Here is an 18,698-nt window from a genome sequence, read left to right as displayed (position 1 = left end):
CCTCGCGCCTTACACCTCGGAATCCCAGATCACAATGACAACCCCGGAATAGGTGCCGCCTGCACCGGGCCGCAGCATGCTGACCATTGAATGTGGCGGAACCTCGAAATGCAGCGTTCCCGGTGCCTGATCGACATAGAAACCAGGTTTGAAATATTGCTCGTTCCCCGTCCCGGGCCGCAGTCGTAAATCCCGCACGGGCTGACCGGACAGGTCGGTGATGCCGTTGGGCATACTGACGCTGATGTACAGCTCGACTCGACGATTCTCTTCCCGGTTTTCCAGAGCACATTCGCCATTCAGCCCGGGCCCGCAGCTCATGAGCATCTTGAACCGCGACGATGCCGAGATATTGAACGTCTGATCGCGGATCAAGCGCACCGGCCGACGTCCTGAATGCAGCCAGCTCTGCCAGCCGCCCTCGGGCACCAGTCGGACCTTGTCACCACCGGGAGGGATATCGACCTTGAGGGTGTGCTGCACGTCGAGATTGAAACTCAGCGCCAGTGTCGAACTGCTCGGCAGCATGACATCGCCAAAATCGAAATCGCCATTGGGACCGACGGTATACGTCAGCGAGCCAAGGTACCTGCCCGACGACATGCCCAAAGGATCCGGAGTCTCCAGTTCATAGGCGAAGTCGAGGTAGCCCAGGCGCAACCACGGGATGTCGAACTTTGCCTGCTTGGCACACGCTTCCTGCGACGGGGTTTTCCAGAAAAAACTGTAAGCGGTGGGGATAAACCAACCGACGCCACTGTACTGGCAAGGTGACGGGGCATAGACCCAGCTCAATCCCCATAAAAGATTGTGCGCGACGCGATAGTCTGCGGCGCCGCCTACCAGCTTCATGACATCTTCAGTGATGTATTCGGAGCCAATGCCGGCAATCCGTACCTTCACCTTTTCCGGCTTGCCGGTGTGTTCGTGATAGACCGTCAACTCGCGCCACTGCGCCGGCACCTTGAGCATCGCACCCTGGCGCGGTGAATCATGATTGGCACGAATGGGCGCCCGCGATTCAAACTGGATCGGAACGCGCAAACTGAACATTTCGTTATCTGCACACTGCCCCGGATTGTTCGCACAATAGCCGCTCAACGGCGTGGTATTGATAAACCGGTTTCTTTGCGGCTGTGCCGAGTCAGGCTTGAACAGCGCCGTGATCTCGACCTGTTCGGCACTCGTACGCTCGGCCGACAAACCCAGCAACAGAGCACCGCATAGCCAACGGATGACTATCATGAATGGCTTCCCAACGCTGCTCATTGCGGCGCTACCGCATTGAATATCAGGTGCACGTTGCCGTAGTAACTCCCCGGTTTGTAACCACCGGCAGGCACGATCGGCTGGATGTCCAAGGCATAACGCCCGCCGACCCTCGCCTGCTCCGCCGTGACCACCTGCCGTGGCGGCGTTTCATGCGTCAGTTGGGTGCCGGCAAAGCTCACGCGCAGATAAATGTTCTGTTCGTCGCGGCCATTGGACAGATACGGCTCGCTGTCCAGGCGGGCCTCGATGGCACTGGTGTCGTGCTTGACGTCGAACTGTTTGCGTAATCCGCCCAGGCTCTTTGTTGTCACGTTCCACGGCAGAATCTGCGGGCGATGAATCCAGTCCGTCTCGGCCGGAATCACGTAAAAACCGAGGGTCGGAATATCCACCGACACCTCGAATCGGTGCTCTTCACGCGCCGCAAACAGCGCAGCACTGCACAACGTCAGCGCACCCGCGCCCACGGCAATCAACGATTGCTTGATCATCTCAGGTCATCCCGTGATTAGTTGCCGACAACTCGCAAGGCTTTCTTGCTGTCGCCCTCGACCAGATTGAAGCGGTACTCGCGCCCGGGCTGCTTGACGAACTCGAAACTGCCGCCGCCGCGGATGTGGTGTTTGGTGATCGGCTCGCAGGCGGTTTCCTCTTTCAGGGCACAATTGCGGAACTCGTCGATCAACACCACGGTGTTGCCGTTGTTGCGTATGCGATACGTGCTCGATTGGTCCTCGATCACGCTGTCGAAGCGACTGTCTTTCGGACGTACGAAGAACACCGTGCCGAAGCCGGTCATGACGTTGACCCCGGCCGACAGGGTGTTTTTGTATTCGTCGCGTTCCTCGGCGGAAATCGCGAACTCGTCCTCTTTCTCCGGGACCACGGGAATGAAGCGCACGCGGAAGTAACGCTCGGTGTCACGGTTGCCCATCAGCAGCAAGCGAGTGCCCTGCATGCCGTTGGCCGGGACGATCAACCGTGCGGGGCTGGCTATCAGACCATCACGACGGCTGATGTCCGTCTGACTCTTGACCTCGATTTCCCGGGCGCTGCCGTCGGCGTCGTAGACGATCTCGAGAATGTCGACCTTGACGAACGCGGTGCTGTCGCCGCTGTTGAATACCCGTTTCAGGTAGGTACTTTTGTCACTGTCGAGATAGTCGTAGACGGTACCGACGTTGATCTGCGGGCCGGCATGTAGGCCGAAGGAAAAACCGCTCAAACCCATCAATAACAACAGACGTTTCATTACCTTGAATCCTTGGTCGTTGAACACAGTGCCGGCTCGAAGCTTCGCTCGGCGGCGCATCAGATTTCCGAATCCCAGATCACGTAGACCGCGCCGGCGTAAGTGCCGGCAACACCGGGTTGCAGCATGAATTCCATCTGGTGTGGCGGTATCTCGAAATGCAGCGTGCCCGGCGCACGGTCCACATAAAAACCAGGCTGGAAATACAGCGCGTTCTCCGCCCCCGGACTCAATCGCCTGTGCCTGACCGGTTGCCCGGCCATGTCCGTCAAGCCAGGAGGCAGACTGACGCTGACGTTTATCTGAACTCGCCGATGGGTTTCTCGATTCTCCAGCGCACAGTCGGGCGCCAGGTTCATTTCGCACCTCAATTGCATCTTGAATCGCGATGACGCCGAGATATTGAAGATCTGGTCACGGAACAGGCTCACGGGCCGGCGACCGGCCTGCAGCCAGCTCTGCCAACCACCGGCCGGTACTAACTGAACCTTCTCGCCACCTGGCGGGATCTCGACCTTGAGGGCGTGCTGTACATCCAGAGTGAAATGCAGCGCCAGGAAGGTGTCGTCGGGCACCATGACGTCCCCCATGTCGAAATCGGCACCAGGACCAAGCGTGTAGAGGACCTGGCCGGTATAAAGCCCGGTGGACATGTGCAACGGATTGGGCGTGCGCAGTTCATAGGCGAAGTCCAGATACTCGTAGGTCATGGCCGGGATTCGAAACATGGCCGGTTTGACGCAGTTACCCTGACGCGGGGTCTTCCAGAAGAACCGGTAGAAATCATCCGAATAGGCACCCACGCCACTGATTTCGCACGGCGACGGTGCATAGACCCAACTGCCACCCGACCACAGGGCCTGATGCCCTTCGAGTACACTGTCAGCCCCCGTCAGTCTGACGGCCGTATCACTGAGCCGGTATTGCGAACCAATGCCGGCGATCCGCACTTCAACCCTTTCCGTTTCTCCCGTTTCAGCGTTGGTCACGTTGAGCCCGCGCCAATCCGACGGAACCCTGAACATTGCAGTGTCACGTGCACTTGCATTGGGCTCCAGAGCCTTGACCGAGTTGAAGCGCAGCGGCACCCGGATGCTGAACATGTTGTAGGCCTGACACTGCTCGGGATAACTCACGCAATAGCCGCTGGAGGGCGTCTTGTTGACGAATTTGTTGCTCTGCGGATTATCTGGATCAGGGATGAACAGCGCCCTGATGTCCTGTGTCGCCGCCTCGATCGTGGGCGCCAGAAACAGCGCCAACCAGCAAAAGTATCGCGGTAGAAATGTCTTGAGATTCACCACTCAACCAGCCTCCTGTCGATTCACAGAGACATCCGCCAACGTATCCGGCGAGCAGCGCAGATCGCCGATCATCAGCACGTTGCTTTCACTGCGGTGTTTGGCGGTATCGAGCCGGAACTGGCACAACAACTGGTCGGCGTAGCGCACTTCCAGGGTCGGTGAGCCAACATGCATTTCCATCGAGAAAAACCCGTCGACCTCGCTCACCCCACGGCTGGCGTGGTTGATCACGTGGTGGCCCTTGAGCGGCCGCCCCTGCGGATCGAGCAAGCGTCCAAGCACGGTCACGGTTTTCATCACGCGCACCTTGCGGTACTCCACGCCGCCCTTGTTCAGGTGGTAGCGGGTGCGTGCCGGTTCGATATTCGCGGCGGGGGCGTGATTGCCTTCGAAGTCAAAGCTCACCGAGCTGTTCTTGTAGGCCGTCAACGGGATGAAATTGCGCCCCACCCGCAACGCCGCGCTGCCTGCGCCGAGATCGTCGGCACGCAAGGCAATGTCGTCGATGTCTGACTCGACATCGACGATCATCCCGGCGCCGCGCCCCAGATGCTGGCTGGTCATGACCAGTTGCTGGCCTCCCATGACAATCGTGCTGTCGAGATTGAGGCCGCCAGTGAAGTTGCCGTTGTAGGACGAGCGCTGAAGAAAGCCGTCGCCATTGACCTGATCGGTGCGAAAGTTGGCCAGACTCGCCAGGCCGACACCGTACGTGTCGGTCAGCGCGGTGACCGACACGCTTTGCAGAACATGGTCCTGCAGGTCTTTGCGATAGCCGAACGAGCCGTTGTTGTCGCGGCTGCCATCACGGGCGGTACGGCTGCCGATACTGGCGGACAATTGCTGGCTCGGCCCGCCCAGCGCCATGTTGATACTCAGGTCGATCCCGCGATTGCGTGCATCGCCGCTGCTGTAACTGCCCGGCCGATCGAACAGCGACAGGCGCCAATTGGCGTCGCTGCCAAACAGTTCGGTGCGTTGCGTCCAGCCCAGGTCCATGCCCACGCCTTCGACGTTGCCTTCGCTGTGCGAGACCCGCGCACTCAGGGAGTTCTTGCGACTGATGCGATGGTTGAGCGCCAGCGACGAGTTGCTGGTTTCGCCGGTGAACACGTTGCGCTGGCGTACGCGGGTGCCATCGGGCAGCGTGTCGTAGGTGTTGCGGGTGTCGAGCCAGCTGCGGTTGTGGCTGACCACCAGGCTGCCGGCGCCGTAGTTGTACAAGCCCTGCACATCGGCGCCGGTGCCGTGATCTTCGGTCTGGTAAAGGTTGGCGTAGAGGCTGATGCTGTCCGCCAGGCTCCAGTCGATCGAGCTGCCGTACTGCAACGTATCGCGGACCTGGCGCGCCGACAGGCCGAGGATCACTCGCGGGTGCAACAAATAGTTGAGCGCGGCGCCGGCGGTGAGATCGCCGCTTTGCTGTTGCTCCCAATTGCTCAGCAGTTTGCTTTCCTGCCCGGCGAACACGTTGTAGCGCCAGCGCTCGTCGAGGTTTTGCCAGTTGACCGGTTTGTAGACCAGCTCCTGAGTGGTCGAGGTGGTCTGGCCATCCTCGATCAGACGCACTTCCACCTCATAAATGCCACCGGGCAGCGGCCGGGTGTCGAGGGTCTGCAGACCGGCAGTGACTGACTGGGTATTGATCAACAGTCCATCGCGATAGATCTCCACCGATGCCTGGCGATTGGCGGTGACGAAAATCGGGTAGACGCTGGGCCGCGGGCTATCGACCGCCAGACTGTCGGAGCTGCCATACATCACGCCGACCGCCGTGTCCGGGCTGGTGCCGAACGAACGGGGCTGGCGGGTCAGGCCTTCGGAATTGGGGGTGAAATAGCCCAGACGGAAAAAACTGCCCTGCAGTTCGCGCTGGGTGTAGAGCTCGTGCACCGCGTGATAGGTCTTGGTGTCCGGCCCGCCGAGGCGCGCCAGCTGCATATTGAAGGACTGGCTCCAGTTGCCGAGACTGGCACTGGCTTCCAGACCGAAACGTCCGCCCAGATCCTGATCCTGGCCGCCGTTGAGGTTCAGCTGATTGCGCAACATCAAGCCATGGCTGCCACCTTCCGGCTGATCATGAAAACGCTGGACCTGCAGATCGCGCTCGGCGTTTGCAGTGGCGATCGACAGCAGCGAGTTTTGCAGGTTGTAATGCAACTCCAGCAATTGCTCGGGGCACTGTCCGCTGCATTTGCCGAGGGCCACACCGGGTTTGAGAATGCTGGCCCACGTTTGCTGTTCGATCGCGCTGAAACGGCTGTCACTGGTGTCAGTGAAGTCGAGCAAGGTAATGCGATCATCGCGTGACAACACAATCATTGCCTCGCCCAGCGGTTGTTGATCAAGTTCGACACGAACCGCCAAAGGCACATCAAAGAAATGCTCTTCGAAGTCCGCCGGTAGACCTTTCGCCTGAGCCAGCAAACTTCGCGGGGTATTATCGACTGGAGGCGGCGCCGCCAGTACGCTGCTGCTCAAAAGCAACGCAAGCGCAGTCGCGATGGGCGTCATCGGATACATGAATTAATACTCTGATTACCGGAAGTAAAAGCCCGGCCGGGCAACTTGCAAGTTGCAAATTGCCGACCGGTTACGCCACTTGAACAAGTAACGTCAGGTATTTCCGTTATTACTTACACCGAAGGTTCGACGACCAGCATGACCACACCGGTGTAGTCGCCTGCGGCCGGTTTGGCACCGGTGGCGCTGATCTTGAACGGTGCGCGATAACGGGTATTGGACTCGGTATCACCCACCACTTCCTGCGAAGTGGTGGTCAGTGTCTTGCCGTTGAGTTCAACCTTCAGATCGATGGTCTGGTTGCCGGCGATGAGCTTCGGCACACCTTCCAGACGCGCGTGAACCTTGCCTGCGGTATGCAGCACATCGAAGTGGCCGTTGACTTCGCGCATCGAAGCGGTCGCCGGGTTGTAGCTCATGTCCTGATCCTTGTTGACCAGATCGGCATCCACCGGCACCGCATAGAAGTCGTCAGCCGGTACGTGCGCCACGATGCTGATCGAGTGCTTGGCTTCGGTCGCGGCAAACGCCATCGAGGCGCTCATGGCCAATACAGTCAGAGGGGCGGCAAAGGCGAGTTTCTTGAACATCATTGAATACCTGTCTTATATAAATTAGTTGAGTCGTCGACCTGTCAAGGCGAACAGAACAGTCACGAGCAATCCCTGTTCACCGTTAACTTTCAACGCCGAAGCATGTTCAACCAATTTATCTTCAAAGTAAGCAGGCAACGTCCTGCGACCTTGTAGCCTGGACGCCATTAGATGAGAAAGAAAAAACCACGAAATTCAGGAAAGTTCCTGTCCGACTGTAAGATACAGGCTACAGCGCGCCACCCGAGTGACTGTACGCGCCACAACTTTGCAGCAACTTCCGTCAGACATGTACGACACTTTGCCGGAAATAAAGGGCGAAACAGAACATTAGAGACTCAGCACTAATCTGCGCCTTTGTCGGGGGATTTAATACTGCGTTTTCTTGATCATTTTCCGGTTTTTTTGGCCGCAGATTCGATCGATCAGGTGTGCACCGTTGGTCAGGCCCCCTTGCATGAGCGATAAGATATATCTTAAGTTGTATCTAAACACGACGAGAGAGAAGGAAAATGAGAGACCATCATGCCCCCCATCACCACCGCGAACACGGCGACGGCCGTGACGGCTTCGAAAAACGCCCCGGCCGTGAACGCGGCGGACGCGGCCCACGGGTGTTTGCCCCGGGCGACCTGAAATTGTTACTGCTGGCGCTGATCGCCGAACAGCCCTGCCACGGCTACGACCTGATCCGCCAGATCGAAGGCATGTTCGACGGCGCGTACAGCCCAAGCCCCGGGGTGATCTACCCGACCCTGACTTTCCTCGAAGAAAGCGACCTGATCAGTGGCGACGCCGAGGCTGGCAAAAAACGCTACAGCGTGACCGACACCGGTCGTCTGTCGTTAAGCGAGCAAGCCGTCGCACTGGACGGTGTGCGCATGCGCATCGACGTCAGCAAACGTTCGTTGCGCGGCCATGACCGGCCGCCGGAAATCCACGAGGCCGTGCACAACCTGCGCCATGCCCTGCAAATGCACCACGGGCGCTGGAGCGCCGAAGAAATCCTGCGTGTGCGTGACCTGCTCAACGACACCGCCAAAGCCATCGTCGACGGCCCCGCCGTTCAATCTGCCCCGGAGAAAGCCGAATGACTGCAGTCGATACCCAAACCATTCACCGCGTGATGCACGACATCAAACGCCGCAAGCTCGAAGTGCTGCGCGTGGTCGACCTGACCCCGCGCATGCGCCGCATCACCCTTGGCGGCCCGGAGCTGGCCGGGTTCATCAGCCTGGGCACCGACGATCACGTCAAACTGCTGTTCCCGCAGAACGCCGAACAGGCTGCAGCGCTGGAAACCATGGTGCTCGGCGCGGGCAAGGACAATGGCCCGATGCCCGAGATGCGCGACTACACCCCGCGTCGCTACGACCTGGAAAAACTCGAGCTGGACATCGACTTCGTCCTGCACGGCGATGGCCCTGCCTCGACTTGGGCCGAACAGGCCCAGCCTGGGCAATTCCTGCACATCGGCGGCCCGCGCGGCTCGATGATCGTGCCGGACATCTTCGACAGCTACCTGCTGATCGGCGACGAAACCGCCCTGCCCGCCATCGCCCGGCGCCTCGAAGGTCTGGCGGCCAATCGCAAGGCGCTGGTGGTGATCGAAGTGGAGAACGGTGCCGAGCAACAGGTGCTGGAGAGCGCGGCGCAGGTCAACGTGATCTGGGTGCTGCGTGAAGGTGGCAAGGACAACCTGCTGACCACCGTCAAACAGCTGCAGGTGCCCAAGGGCAATTTGTATGCGTGGGTAGCGACCGAGACCAAAGTCTCGCGGCAGATCCGCCGAGTGCTGCTGGATGAGCATGGGCTCAATGAACAGTTCGTCAAAGCCGTGGGCTACTGGCGGGTCGAGGGTTCTTCTGAAGAGGAATGACGTTCACTCCACCGTTAAGATGAACACCTTTGTGGCGAGGGAGCTTGCTCCCGCCCGGCTGCGAAGCAGTCGCAAAACCTGTGGTCGCGATGTGCCTGACGCATCTTGTTGTCCGGGTTGAGGGTTGCTTCGCAACCCAGCGGGAGCAAGCTCCCTCGCCACAGGTTTACACGCTATTTTTCAGCCTCACGCCAGCGATCCAGGCCGATCACCAGCAAGCCAATCAGCACAAACCCCACCAATATCCCCCCGGCATTGATGAACACCTGTGCATAACCGAGCAGTGCCACATCAATGAACGGATACGCGTACGCGCCGAGCTGATGCCCGCGCAGCAACGCGTAAATGAAATACACCAACGGGTAAATCAGCCACAGCGGCAGGTGCCAAAGGCGCAACGTGCCTTTGGGTACGCAAAACCACCAGTAGCCGAGAAACAGCAGCGGCATCACGTCGTGCAGCAGTTCGTCAGCGATAAACTGCCAGCCCTGCGGATGCCACAAATGCCGAAGCAGAATACTGTAGGCGAGACCGACCACGGCAATGCTCACGGCAATCCCGCTGCTGACCCACGGCTGCAGAAACCAGCGTCGCGCGGCGGATTCACGCCGGGTAACCGCACAGGTCAGCACGCTCGCCACCAAGGTATTGGTCAATACGGTGAAGTAACTGAAGAAGCTCACCAGCCCGCCCAGCAGACTGGCGTCGACACTCAGCCGTGCGAGGAAAATCAGGTACAGCTGAATGCTCAGCCCGGCCCAACCGAGGCTGGCGATGACCGTGATCAGGCGTCGCCGCATAACGGCGTCCATCTCAGAGCGGTCGCTTGGTGCGCATCAGTTTCACGTACAAGCGCTCGACCTTCTCCCGTGCCCAAGGCGTTTTGCGCAGGAACGTCAGGCTCGACTTGATGCTCGGATCGCTCTTGAAGCAGCGGATATCGATACGCTCGGCCAACCCCGACCACTCGTAATGCGCCACCAGCGCATTGAGGATCTGTTCGAGGGTGACGCCATGCAGCGGATCAGGAGAGTGGTCGTTCATGCCAAGCCTTTGGACGGAGTGAAAATGCACAAGCCGCGCACCTTAGCCGAGGGGCCGGTCAGGTGGAAGGCCTTGCATCAAATGTAGGCCAACCCGAGAAGATCTCAGCCTGTGGTCCGCGCCACAATGCGCCCGTTTGACGCACTGTTACCGAATCCGAAATGCTGCATGTCTGCAAAAGCCCTTTGTCTTTTTGTTACAGATCATTATCCTGCCGCCCTTCAGCTGAATCGCTTCACTGCCTGCGTCAAATTGAAGCGCTCGGTTTACCCCCGTAAAACACCAAAAAAAGACTGACCCATGCCTGATTTTTCCTTCTCCCGAGACAGCGCTATCTCAGCCTTGCGCCTGCTCGGCGGCTGCACCGCGCTCGGCTTCGCCACTTACGCCCAGGCAGCCCCCGCCTTCGACAGCGACTCACCGTGGATGCTCGGTGACTGGAACGGCACGCGTACCGAACTCGCGGAAAAAGGCTACGACTTCAAACTCGATTACACCGGCGAAATGGGCAGCAACCTGCACGGCGGCTACGACCACGATCGCACCGCGCGTTACAGCGATCAGTTCGGTCTGGGCACGCACCTGGACCTGCAAAAAATCCTTGGCTGGGACGACGCCGAGTTTCAGCTGACCCTCACCAAGCGCAGCGGCAACAACATCAGCAACGACCGGATCAACGATCCACGCGTGGGCGGCTTCACCTCGGCCCAGGAAGTCTGGGGCCGTGGCCAGACCACGCGCCTGACGCAGATGTGGTACCAGCAGAAATTCTTCGATCAGAAGCTCGACATCAAGGTCGGCCGTTTCGGTGAAGGCGAAGACTTCAACAGCTTCCCGTGCGACTTCCAGAATCTGGCGTTCTGCGGCTCGCAGGTCGGCAACTGGGTCGGCGGCATCTGGTACAACTGGCCAGTCAGCCAGTGGGCGCTGCGGGTCAAATATCACCTGACCCCAGAGTTGTACGCGCAGGTCGGCGCTTACGAGCAGAACCCGTCGAACCTCGATCGCGGCAACGGTTTCAAACTCAGCGGCAGCGGCACCCAGGGCGCCGTGCTGCCGGTGGAGCTGGTGTGGACGCCAAAGCTCAATGGCCTGCCGGGCGAATACCGCGCCGGTTACTACTACAGCAGCGCCAAGGCCTCTGACGTCTATAAAGACCAGAACGGCCAGCCTGCCGCGCTGAGCGGCGAAGCCTACCGCAGCGCGTCGAGCAAACACGGCGTGTGGTTCGGCGCGCAGCAGCAAGTCACCAGCATTGCCAGCGATCATTCGCGCGGCTTGAGCGTGTTCGCCAACGCGACGATGCACGACAAGAAAACCAACGCGATCGACAACTACGTGCAGGCCGGCGTGGTCTACAAAGGCCCGTTCGATGCCCGCGCCAAAGACGACATCGGTTTCGCCCTGGCCCGCGTCCACGTCAACCCGGCCTTGCGCAAAAACGCCGAAGCGAGCAATCAGGCGCAGGCGGTCTACGACTACGACGACCCGTCCTTTCTGCCACCGCAGGACACCGAATACAGTGCCGAACTGTATTACGGCGTGCACCTCGCCAACTGGCTGACCGTGCGCCCGAACCTGCAATACATCCGCCATCCCGGTGGCGTGAACGACGTCGATGACGCGCTGATCGCGGGGATCAAGATCCAGTCGTCATTCTAAAAAACACTGAAGAAACCTGTGGGAGCTGGCTCGCCAGCGATGCGATTTCACATTCGCCATTATCGTCGGCTGACACTCCGCCATCGCTGGCAAGCCAGCTCGCACAGGGATCGGGAAAAATTCGTTAGCTAGACAAGTTTTTATCTGAACCATACCCGCGCCCAATCGTCATCTAAAGTGACTACAGCGCGGGACTACATAAACGTCACGGAGAATCACACTATGAGCACCGAAAGTGCTTCGAGTCGGGGCCGTCTGCTACCGAGCCTGCTCGGCATTCTGCTTCTACTGATGGGCCTGGCCATGCTGGCCGGAGGGGTCAAGCTGAGCATACTCGGCGGCTCGCTGTACTACCTGCTGGCCGGTATCGGCATCGCCCTGTCCGGCATTCTGTTGCTGCTGCGCCGTCGTGCAGCGCTGGGCCTGTACGCTATCGTGCTGTTCGCCAGCACGGTCTGGGCCCTGTGGGAAGTCGGTCTGGACTGGTGGCAACTAGTGCCGCGCCTGGCCCTGTGGTTCGTCCTCGGCATCGTGATGTTGCTGCCGTGGTTCCGTCGTCCGCTGCTGCTCAATGGCCCGGCGCCGATGGGCACTGGCGGTCTGAGTGTGGCCGTGGTTCTGGCCGGTGTCACCGCTCTGGCCAGCCTGTTCACTCACCCGGGTGAAACCTTTGGTGAACTGGGCCGCGACACCGCGGACATGACCAGCACCGCACCGCAAATGCCTGATGGCGACTGGCAGGCCTATGGCCGCACCGAATTCGGTGACCGCTACTCGCCGCTGAAGCAGATCACCCCGGCCAACGTCGGCAAGCTGCAAGAAGCCTGGCGCATCCAGACCGGCGACCTGCCAACCGCAGATGACCCGGTCGAGCTGACCAACGAAAACACCCCGCTCAAAGCCAACGGCATGCTCTATGCGTGCACCGCGCACAGCAAAGTACTGGCGCTGGATCCGGACACCGGCAAGGAAATCTGGCGCTTCGACCCGCAGATCAAGAGCCCGGTGGGTTTCAAGGGCTTCGCCCACATGACCTGCCGTGGCGTGTCGTACTACGACGAAGCGGCTTACGCCAAGTCTGAAAACGCCGCGTCCGCCGTCATCTCCGAAGCCGGCAAAGCCGTTGCTCAGGCCTGCCCGCGTCGCCTGTACCTGCCAACCGCCGATGCCCGCCTGATCGCCCTGAACGCCGACACCGGCAAGATCTGCGAAGGCTTCGGCAACAACGGCGTGGTCGACCTGACCCAAGGCATCGGCCCGTTCACCGCCGGTGGCTACTACTCCACCTCGCCGGCGGCGATTACCCGTGATCTGGTGATCATGGGCGGTCACGTTACCGACAACGAATCGACCAACGAGCCATCGGGCGTGATCCGCGCCTTCGATGTGCGCGACGGTCACCTGGTGTGGAACTGGGACAGCGACAAGCCAGACGCCACCGAGCCATTGGCCCCGGGCGAAACCTACAGCCGCAACTCAGCCAACATGTGGTCGCTGGCCAGCGTCGACGAAAAACTCGGCATGGTCTTCCTGCCACTGGGCAACCAGACGCCTGACCAGTGGGGCGCTGACCGCACCCCAGGCGCCGAGAAATTCAGCGCCGGCATCGTTGCCCTCGACCTGGCCACCGGTAAAGTGCGCTGGAACTACCAGTTCACCCACCACGACCTGTGGGACATGGACGTTGGCAGCCAGCCAACCCTGCTCGACATGAAAACCGCCGACGGTGTGAAACCGGTACTGATCGCTCCGACCAAACAGGGCAGCCTGTACGTCCTCGACCGTCGTGACGGCACGCCGATCATCCCGATCAAGGAAATCCCGGTACCGCAAGGCGCCGTGAAAGGCGACCACACCGCACCGACCCAGGCCCGTTCGGACCTCAACCTGCTGGCCCCGGAACTGACCGAAAAAGCCATGTGGGGCGCGAGCCCGTTTGACCAGATGCTGTGCCGCATCCAGTTCAAGGAACTGCGCTACGAAGGCCAATACACGCCTCCGTCGGAACAGGGCAGCCTGATCTACCCGGGTAACGTCGGCGTGTTCAACTGGGGCGGCGTCTCGGTCGACCCGGTTCGCCAGATGCTGTTCACCAGCCCGAACTACATGGCCTTCGTTTCGAAAATGGTGCCACGCGAGAAAGTCGCCGCCGGCAGCAAACGCGAAAGCGAAACTGCTGGCGTGCAACCGAACACCGGCGCGCCTTACGCGGTGATCATGCACCCGTTCATGTCGCCACTGGGCGTACCGTGCCAGGCCCCGGCCTGGGGCTACGTTGCCGGTATCGACCTGACCACCGGCAAAGTCGTGTGGAAACGCAAGAACGGCACCAGCCGCGACAGCTCGCCAATCCCGATCGGTTTCACCCTGGGCGTGCCAAGCATGGGCGGCTCGATGGTCACCGCGGGCGGCGTCGGCTTCCTCAGCGGCACCCTCGACCAGTACCTGCGCGCCTACGACGTGAACACCGGTAAAGAACTGTGGAAATCGCGTCTGCCGGCTGGCGGCCAAGCGACTCCGATGACCTACACCGGCAAGGACGGCAAGCAATACGTCCTGCTCGTGGTGGGCGGTCACGGCTCGCTGGGCACCAAAATGGGTGACTACGTGATTGCGTACAAACTGCCGGAATAAGTTTTAGCGGCGGTAAGAGAAAGGCGATGCTCCGTGAGGGGCATCGCCTTTTTTGTGCCCACCCAATATCCCTTCGGCAGCTCCTACAGGAAAATGTGCTGGTCTATGGGAAATGTGTTCGTCCTACAAATGCTGGTGATTGCGCGGAGTTTTCCGACAGGTCGCGTCGGTTGTGCCTCGGAAGTTGGCTGGATAGGCTCTGGTGGTCGCTGGAAATTCAGCGGCCGGGCGTCGCGGCCCGAGCAGTTCATTCGATTTAATGCATAATCGCCGGCCCGAACTGGAGCGCTCAGGTGCTTTCGTTTGGTTTGATGGTGGCTGTGCGCGGGATACCTTCGGGTATGCCGAGATTGCCGAATGGCTCGGTCCGCGAACCCGCGTACAGCTGCCACCCTCAGTCGCGTCGCGGCGATTGAGAGTGACAGCCCCACTTCTCATTCGGAGCTTCACCATGATCAAACCCACACCCAATCCCCCCGAAACCTCCCCCTACGAATCCCTCGATTCCAGAAAACTCCACGACGCCGCCGAGCGTGCGCTGGATCACTACCTGAAACCCTCCGTCGCCGCGGTGAGATTCCACAAACCCAGCAGCATGTTCCAGGTCGCCCCGGACATGGACAACGAAAGCCTGCTGGTTCACGCCTGCGAATCACTGGCCCAAGCCAGCCTCATGACCAGCGACATCGCCGCGTACATCGACATCCCGCAGCGCCGGACGATACTGGCCATTCAGCAAATCATCATGCTCGCCGAACTGGCGGTGAACCGAGTGCTGGATAACCACGAAATCTCGCAATCTCCAACACACAACTAATCCCCTGTGGGAGAGAGCCTGCTCGCGAAGGCGCCAGCGCATTCAATATCTAAGGTGCCTGACCCACCGCTTTCGCGAGCAGGCTCGCTCCCACAGGTAAATTGAGTGCATTCAGCCAGAACATGGTCGGCTGTCAGGCCGCCATCGCTGGCAAGCCAGCTCCCACAGTTTTGATTTGTGCATGCCCCATGCGGCGCAGCCGCCCCACTCCAGGATGAGCGTTAGCTCGGCTGCAGCTCTTGATCTTGATCCACGGGCGACGTCGGAAGGCTGAGTGGAGGGGTTGATCCGGGGGGGGGGGGAGCGCAGCGACCGTTTGGCGAAGCCAAACACAGCGAGAGGAGGTGCAGCGAAGCAAACCGTAGGCGCTGCCCCCGGATCAATCCCGGAGCGAAGGGACCCCGAGCCCCAGCGAGCGGGCCGAACGCAGGAGCAAGCCTTTTTTTGCTTACTTTTTTGAGGCGTTTGTCAAAAAAGTGAGTCGCCGTAAGGGCGAAACCCTAAGTAGCCGTTACCAAAAAAACGGATATACACCCAAAACCCCAAGAACCTGGTCGGCCCAAAGGCCGCCAAGCCCAAAGCGTGACGCCTGTCAAAACCCTGAACACACAAGCAGAAACACCGCCCCCCATTGAAACCACCCCAAGCCTGCCCCATCTAAGACCCATACCCCATTGCGCAGGTGCCCCAATGAGCGACCAGCAAGAATTCCCGGACAACCCCGACGACTACACCGAAGCCGAACACATCGAACACCATTCCACCGGCAAAGGCCTCGCCCTGCCCGGCCAGAACCTGCCGGACAAGGTCTACGTCATCCCGATCCACAACCGCCCGTTCTTCCCGGCCCAAGTGCTGCCGGTCATCGTCAACGAAGAACCCTGGGCCGAAACCCTCGATCTGGTCAGTAAATCCGAACACCACTCCCTGGCCCTGTTCTTCATGGACACGCCCCAGGAAGACCCGCGCCACTTCAACACCAAAGCCCTGCCGGAATACGGCACGCTGGTGAAGGTGCACCACGCCAGCCGTGAAAACGGCAAACTGCAGTTCGTCGCCCAGGGCCTGAGCCGCGTGCGCATCAAGACCTGGCTCAAGCACCACCGCCCGCCGTATCTCGTTGAAGTCGAATACCCGCACCAGCCCACCGAGCCGACCGACGAGGTCAAGGCCTACGGCATGGCGCTGATCAACGCGATCAAGGAGCTGCTGCCGCTCAACCCGCTGTACAGCGAAGAGCTGAAGAACTACCTCAATCGCTTCAGCCCCAACGATCCGTCGCCGCTGACCGACTTCGCCGCCGCCCTCACGTCGGCGACAGGTAATGAGCTGCAGGAAGTGCTCGACTGCGTGCCGATGCTCAAGCGCATGGAAAAAGTCCTGCCGATGCTGCGCAAGGAAGTCGAAGTCGCGCGCCTGCAAAAAGAGATCTCCGCCGAGGTCAACCGCAAGATCGGCGAGCATCAGCGCGAGTTCTTCCTGAAAGAACAACTCAAGGTCATCCAGCAGGAACTCGGCCTGACCAAGGACGACCGCAGCGCCGACCTTGAACAGTTCGAACAACGCCTGGAAGGCAAAGTCCTCTCGCCACAGGCGCAGAAACGCATCGAAGAGGAAATGAACAAACTGTCGATCCTTGAAACCGGCTCGCCAGAATACGCGGTCACCCGCAACTACCTCGACTGGGCGACCTCGGTGCCGTGGGGCGTGTACGGCGAGGACAAACTCGACCTCAAACACGCGCGCAAGGTGCTCGACAAACACCACGCCGGCCTCGACGACATCAAGGACCGCATCCTCGAATTCCTTGCGGTCGGTGCCTATAAAGGCGAAATCAGCGGCTCCATCGTCTTGCTGGTCGGCCCGCCGGGCGTGGGTAAAACCAGCGTCGGCAAATCCATCGCCGAATCCCTTGGCCGGCCGTTCTACCGCTTCAGCCTCGGCGGCATGCGCGACGAAGCCGAGATCAAGGGCCACCGCCGCACCTACATCGGCGCGCAGCCGGGCAAATTGGTGCAGGCGCTGAAAGACGTCGAAGTGATGAACCCGGTGATCATGCTCGACGAGATCGACAAAATGGGCCAGAGCTACCAGGGCGACCCGGCCTCGGCGCTGCTGGAAACCCTCGACCCGGAACAGAACGTCGAATTCCTCGACCACTACCTTGACCTGCGCATGGACCTGTCGAAAGTCCTGTTCGTATGCACCGCCAACACCCTGGATTCGATCCCCGGGCCGTTGCTGGACCGCATGGAAGTAATTCGCCTGTCGGGCTACATCACCGAAGAAAAAGTCGCCATCGCCAAGCGTCACCTGTGGCCGAAGCTGTTGGAAAAGGCCGGCGTGTCCAAAGGCAGTCTGAGCATCAGCGACAGCGCGCTCAAGGCCTTGATCGACGGTTACGCCCGTGAAGCCGGGGTGCGCCAACTGGAAAAACAGATGGGCAAACTGGTACGCAAAGCGGTGATGAAGCTGATTGAGGACCCGAAAGCGGTGATCAAGCTCGGGCCGAAAGACCTCGAAGCCTCGCTGGGTCATCCCGTGTTCCGCAACGAACAAGTGCTGTCCGGCACCGGTGTGATCACCGGTCTGGCCTGGACCAGCATGGGCGGCGCCACCCTGCCGATCGAAGCCACACGCATTCACACGCTCAATCGCGGTTTCAAACTCACCGGGCAACTGGGCGATGTAATGAAAGAGTCGGCGGAAATCGCCTACAGCTACGTCAGCTCGCACCTGAAGTCGTTCGGCGGCGATCCGAAATTCTTCGACGAAGCCTTCGTCCACCTGCACGTGCCGGAAGGTGCCACACCAAAGGACGGCCCGAGCGCCGGCGTGACCATGGCCAGCGCCCTGCTCTCGCTCGCCCGCAATCAGCCGCCGAAAAAAGGCGTGGCGATGACCGGTGAACTGACCCTGACCGGGCACGTGCTGCCGATTGGCGGGGTGCGTGAAAAGGTCATCGCGGCGCGGCGGCAGAAGATCTTCGAACTGATCCTGCCGGAGCCGAACCGGGGCAACTTCGAGGAATTGCCGGATTATCTGAAGGAAGGGCTTACCGTGCACTTCGCCAAGCGTTTTGCGGATGTGGCGAAAGTGCTGTTCTGACAGAGCGTTAGCGCCTGACCTGACGCTATCGCTGGCAAGCCAGCTCCCACAGTGTTCGAGGTGCTCACAAATCCTGTGTTCACCACGTTCCCTGTGGGAGCTGGCTTGCCAGCGATGGCGTCAGTTCTGATTACACTGGACTGCCCGACTGTCACACTTTGTCTCATCTTCAGTTATGCTCGCCGTTCGTCGCCAACGTCGGAGCCGCTGACCTTATGTCCCCCACTCGCCTGTTTGTCCCCCTCGCCCTTTCTCTGCTGGCCGCCTGCGCCACGCAACCGAAACAGAACGTGACCGTGGAAAAACAGAGCGAATGCCCCGTGCGTCTCACCAACGGACAACACCTGATTGTGATGCTGCCGAGCAATCCCACCACCGGCTACCGTTGGGCGATTCAGGACTCGGCCGGTGGCGTGCTGCGCGCGCTCAGCCCCGAGGTCTACAGCAGTCCGAAAGACTCGGGGATGGTCGGTGCGGGCGGATTCTCCACCTGGCGCTTTCAGGCCTTCGCTACCGGCACCGGGCGCCTGCGCCTGACCTCGCAGCAACCTTGGGAACCGGAAGTTGAACCGGCAGAAACCTTCGACTGCGCGATTTCGGTGAACTGATC

At 60.2% G+C, this 18,698-nt stretch carries 15 protein-coding genes; 7 read left to right on the top strand and 8 right to left on the bottom strand.

All coding sequences use genetic code 11. The annotated features are described in order from the left end of the window. Positions 1 to 9 precede the first annotated feature (9 nt). The 6 genes from B1722_RS05535 to B1722_RS05510 form a co-directional block, all read right to left on the bottom strand. Positions 10 to 1,245 carry a hypothetical protein gene (locus B1722_RS05535; RefSeq protein ID WP_086791745.1) on the bottom strand — a complete coding sequence of 412 codons (1,236 nt, stop codon included), beginning with the start codon at positions 1,243 to 1,245 and terminating at the stop codon, positions 10 to 12. Between the two features lie 20 nt (positions 1,246 to 1,265). Beyond that, the gene (locus tag B1722_RS05530; protein ID WP_041068278.1) at positions 1,266 to 1,763 is read right to left on the bottom strand and encodes a CS1 type fimbrial major subunit; all 498 of its coding nucleotides are present in this window, start codon (positions 1,761 to 1,763) and stop codon (positions 1,266 to 1,268) included. Between the two features lie 17 nt (positions 1,764 to 1,780). Next, a complete protein-coding gene (locus B1722_RS05525; RefSeq protein ID WP_041068276.1) occupies positions 1,781 to 2,524 on the bottom strand; it encodes a pilus assembly protein in 744 nt (247 codons plus the stop codon). Between the two features lie 59 nt (positions 2,525 to 2,583). After that, positions 2,584 to 3,828, bottom strand: a complete 1,245-nt coding sequence (locus tag B1722_RS05520; RefSeq protein ID WP_086791743.1) for a hypothetical protein — start codon at positions 3,826 to 3,828, stop codon at positions 2,584 to 2,586. Then, positions 3,829 to 6,351 carry a TcfC E-set like domain-containing protein gene (locus tag B1722_RS05515; protein ID WP_086791741.1) on the bottom strand — a complete coding sequence of 841 codons (2,523 nt, stop codon included), beginning with the start codon at positions 6,349 to 6,351 and terminating at the stop codon, positions 3,829 to 3,831. Between the two features lie 113 nt (positions 6,352 to 6,464). Continuing rightward, positions 6,465 to 6,941, bottom strand: a complete 477-nt coding sequence (locus B1722_RS05510; RefSeq protein ID WP_174376817.1) for a CS1 type fimbrial major subunit — start codon at positions 6,939 to 6,941, stop codon at positions 6,465 to 6,467. 515 nt (positions 6,942 to 7,456) lie between these two features. Between B1722_RS05510 and B1722_RS05505 the strand changes: the two genes are divergently transcribed. Both B1722_RS05505 and B1722_RS05500 read left to right on the top strand, forming a co-directional pair. Continuing rightward, positions 7,457 to 8,038: a PadR family transcriptional regulator gene (locus tag B1722_RS05505; RefSeq protein WP_041068268.1), complete on the top strand. Its 582-nt coding sequence runs from the start codon at positions 7,457 to 7,459 to the stop codon at positions 8,036 to 8,038. After that, complete coding sequence (locus tag B1722_RS05500; RefSeq protein ID WP_041068266.1) at positions 8,035 to 8,823, top strand: siderophore-interacting protein; 789 nt, start codon at positions 8,035 to 8,037, stop codon at positions 8,821 to 8,823. The genes B1722_RS05505 and B1722_RS05500 overlap by 4 nt, the downstream gene beginning before the upstream one ends. A 173-nt stretch (positions 8,824 to 8,996) precedes the next feature. Here B1722_RS05500 and B1722_RS05495 read toward each other — a convergent pair whose 3' ends face one another. After that, positions 8,997 to 9,635, bottom strand: a complete 639-nt coding sequence (locus B1722_RS05495) for a Pr6Pr family membrane protein (protein ID WP_086791739.1) — start codon at positions 9,633 to 9,635, stop codon at positions 8,997 to 8,999. A 1-nt stretch (position 9,636) separates the two neighbouring features. Continuing rightward, positions 9,637 to 9,867, bottom strand: a complete 231-nt coding sequence (locus tag B1722_RS05490; RefSeq protein ID WP_041068262.1) for a VF530 family DNA-binding protein — start codon at positions 9,865 to 9,867, stop codon at positions 9,637 to 9,639. A gap of 300 nt (positions 9,868 to 10,167) precedes the next feature. On the opposite strand from B1722_RS05490, the gene B1722_RS05485 reads away from it, so the two are divergent. From B1722_RS05485 to B1722_RS05465, 5 genes are all read left to right on the top strand, one after another. Next, on the top strand, positions 10,168 to 11,529 hold the full coding sequence (locus B1722_RS05485; protein ID WP_086791737.1) for a carbohydrate porin: 1,362 nt from the start codon (positions 10,168 to 10,170) through the stop codon (positions 11,527 to 11,529). Positions 11,530 to 11,751: 222 nt separating this feature from the next. After that, entirely contained in the window at positions 11,752 to 14,163 is a 2,412-nt protein-coding gene (locus B1722_RS05480) for a glucose/quinate/shikimate family membrane-bound PQQ-dependent dehydrogenase (protein ID WP_086791735.1), read from the top strand. Positions 14,164 to 14,614: 451 nt separating this feature from the next. Then, entirely contained in the window at positions 14,615 to 14,980 is a 366-nt protein-coding gene (locus tag B1722_RS05475; protein ID WP_041068256.1) for a DUF6124 family protein, read from the top strand. Positions 14,981 to 15,670: 690 nt separating this feature from the next. Further along, positions 15,671 to 18,088 (top strand): endopeptidase La, encoded by a 2,418-nt coding sequence (lon, locus tag B1722_RS05470; RefSeq protein WP_086791733.1) that lies wholly within the window; start codon positions 15,671 to 15,673, stop codon positions 18,086 to 18,088. 215 nt (positions 18,089 to 18,303) lie between these two features. Then, positions 18,304 to 18,696, top strand: a complete 393-nt coding sequence (locus B1722_RS05465; RefSeq protein WP_086791731.1) for a protease inhibitor I42 family protein — start codon at positions 18,304 to 18,306, stop codon at positions 18,694 to 18,696. The last annotated feature ends 2 nt before the right edge of the window (positions 18,697 to 18,698 follow it).

Source organism: Pseudomonas sp. SCPG-7 (assembly GCF_002156405.1).
Classification (GTDB): domain Bacteria; phylum Pseudomonadota; class Gammaproteobacteria; order Pseudomonadales; family Pseudomonadaceae; genus Aquipseudomonas; species Aquipseudomonas parakoreensis.
The sequence above is the reverse complement of the archived record's forward strand: the minus strand, read 5'-3'. Positions and strand labels throughout refer to the sequence as shown.

Bases quoted from the DNA above. Each gene is read 5' to 3' on its own strand.
- B1722_RS05535 (WP_086791745.1), bottom strand. From the start codon at position 1,245: ATGATAGTCATCCGTTGGCTATGCGGTGCTCTGTTGCTGGGTTTGTCG.
- B1722_RS05510 (WP_174376817.1), bottom strand. From the start codon at position 6,941: ATGTTCAAGAAACTCGCCTTTGCCGCCCCTCTGACTGTATTGGCCATG.
- B1722_RS05490 (WP_041068262.1), bottom strand. From the start codon at position 9,867: ATGAACGACCACTCTCCTGATCCGCTGCATGGCGTCACCCTCGAACAG.
- B1722_RS05515 (WP_086791741.1), bottom strand. From the start codon at position 6,351: ATGTATCCGATGACGCCCATCGCGACTGCGCTTGCGTTGCTTTTGAGC.
- B1722_RS05495 (WP_086791739.1), bottom strand. From the start codon at position 9,635: ATGGACGCCGTTATGCGGCGACGCCTGATCACGGTCATCGCCAGCCTC.
- B1722_RS05465 (WP_086791731.1), top strand. From the start codon at position 18,304: ATGTCCCCCACTCGCCTGTTTGTCCCCCTCGCCCTTTCTCTGCTGGCC.
- B1722_RS05480 (WP_086791735.1), top strand. From the start codon at position 11,752: ATGAGCACCGAAAGTGCTTCGAGTCGGGGCCGTCTGCTACCGAGCCTG.
- B1722_RS05525 (WP_041068276.1), bottom strand. From the start codon at position 2,524: ATGAAACGTCTGTTGTTATTGATGGGTTTGAGCGGTTTTTCCTTCGGC.
- B1722_RS05500 (WP_041068266.1), top strand. From the start codon at position 8,035: ATGACTGCAGTCGATACCCAAACCATTCACCGCGTGATGCACGACATC.
- B1722_RS05505 (WP_041068268.1), top strand. From the start codon at position 7,457: ATGAGAGACCATCATGCCCCCCATCACCACCGCGAACACGGCGACGGC.
- B1722_RS05475 (WP_041068256.1), top strand. From the start codon at position 14,615: ATGATCAAACCCACACCCAATCCCCCCGAAACCTCCCCCTACGAATCC.
- B1722_RS05530 (WP_041068278.1), bottom strand. From the start codon at position 1,763: ATGATCAAGCAATCGTTGATTGCCGTGGGCGCGGGTGCGCTGACGTTG.
- B1722_RS05485 (WP_086791737.1), top strand. From the start codon at position 10,168: ATGCCTGATTTTTCCTTCTCCCGAGACAGCGCTATCTCAGCCTTGCGC.
- lon (WP_086791733.1), top strand. From the start codon at position 15,671: ATGAGCGACCAGCAAGAATTCCCGGACAACCCCGACGACTACACCGAA.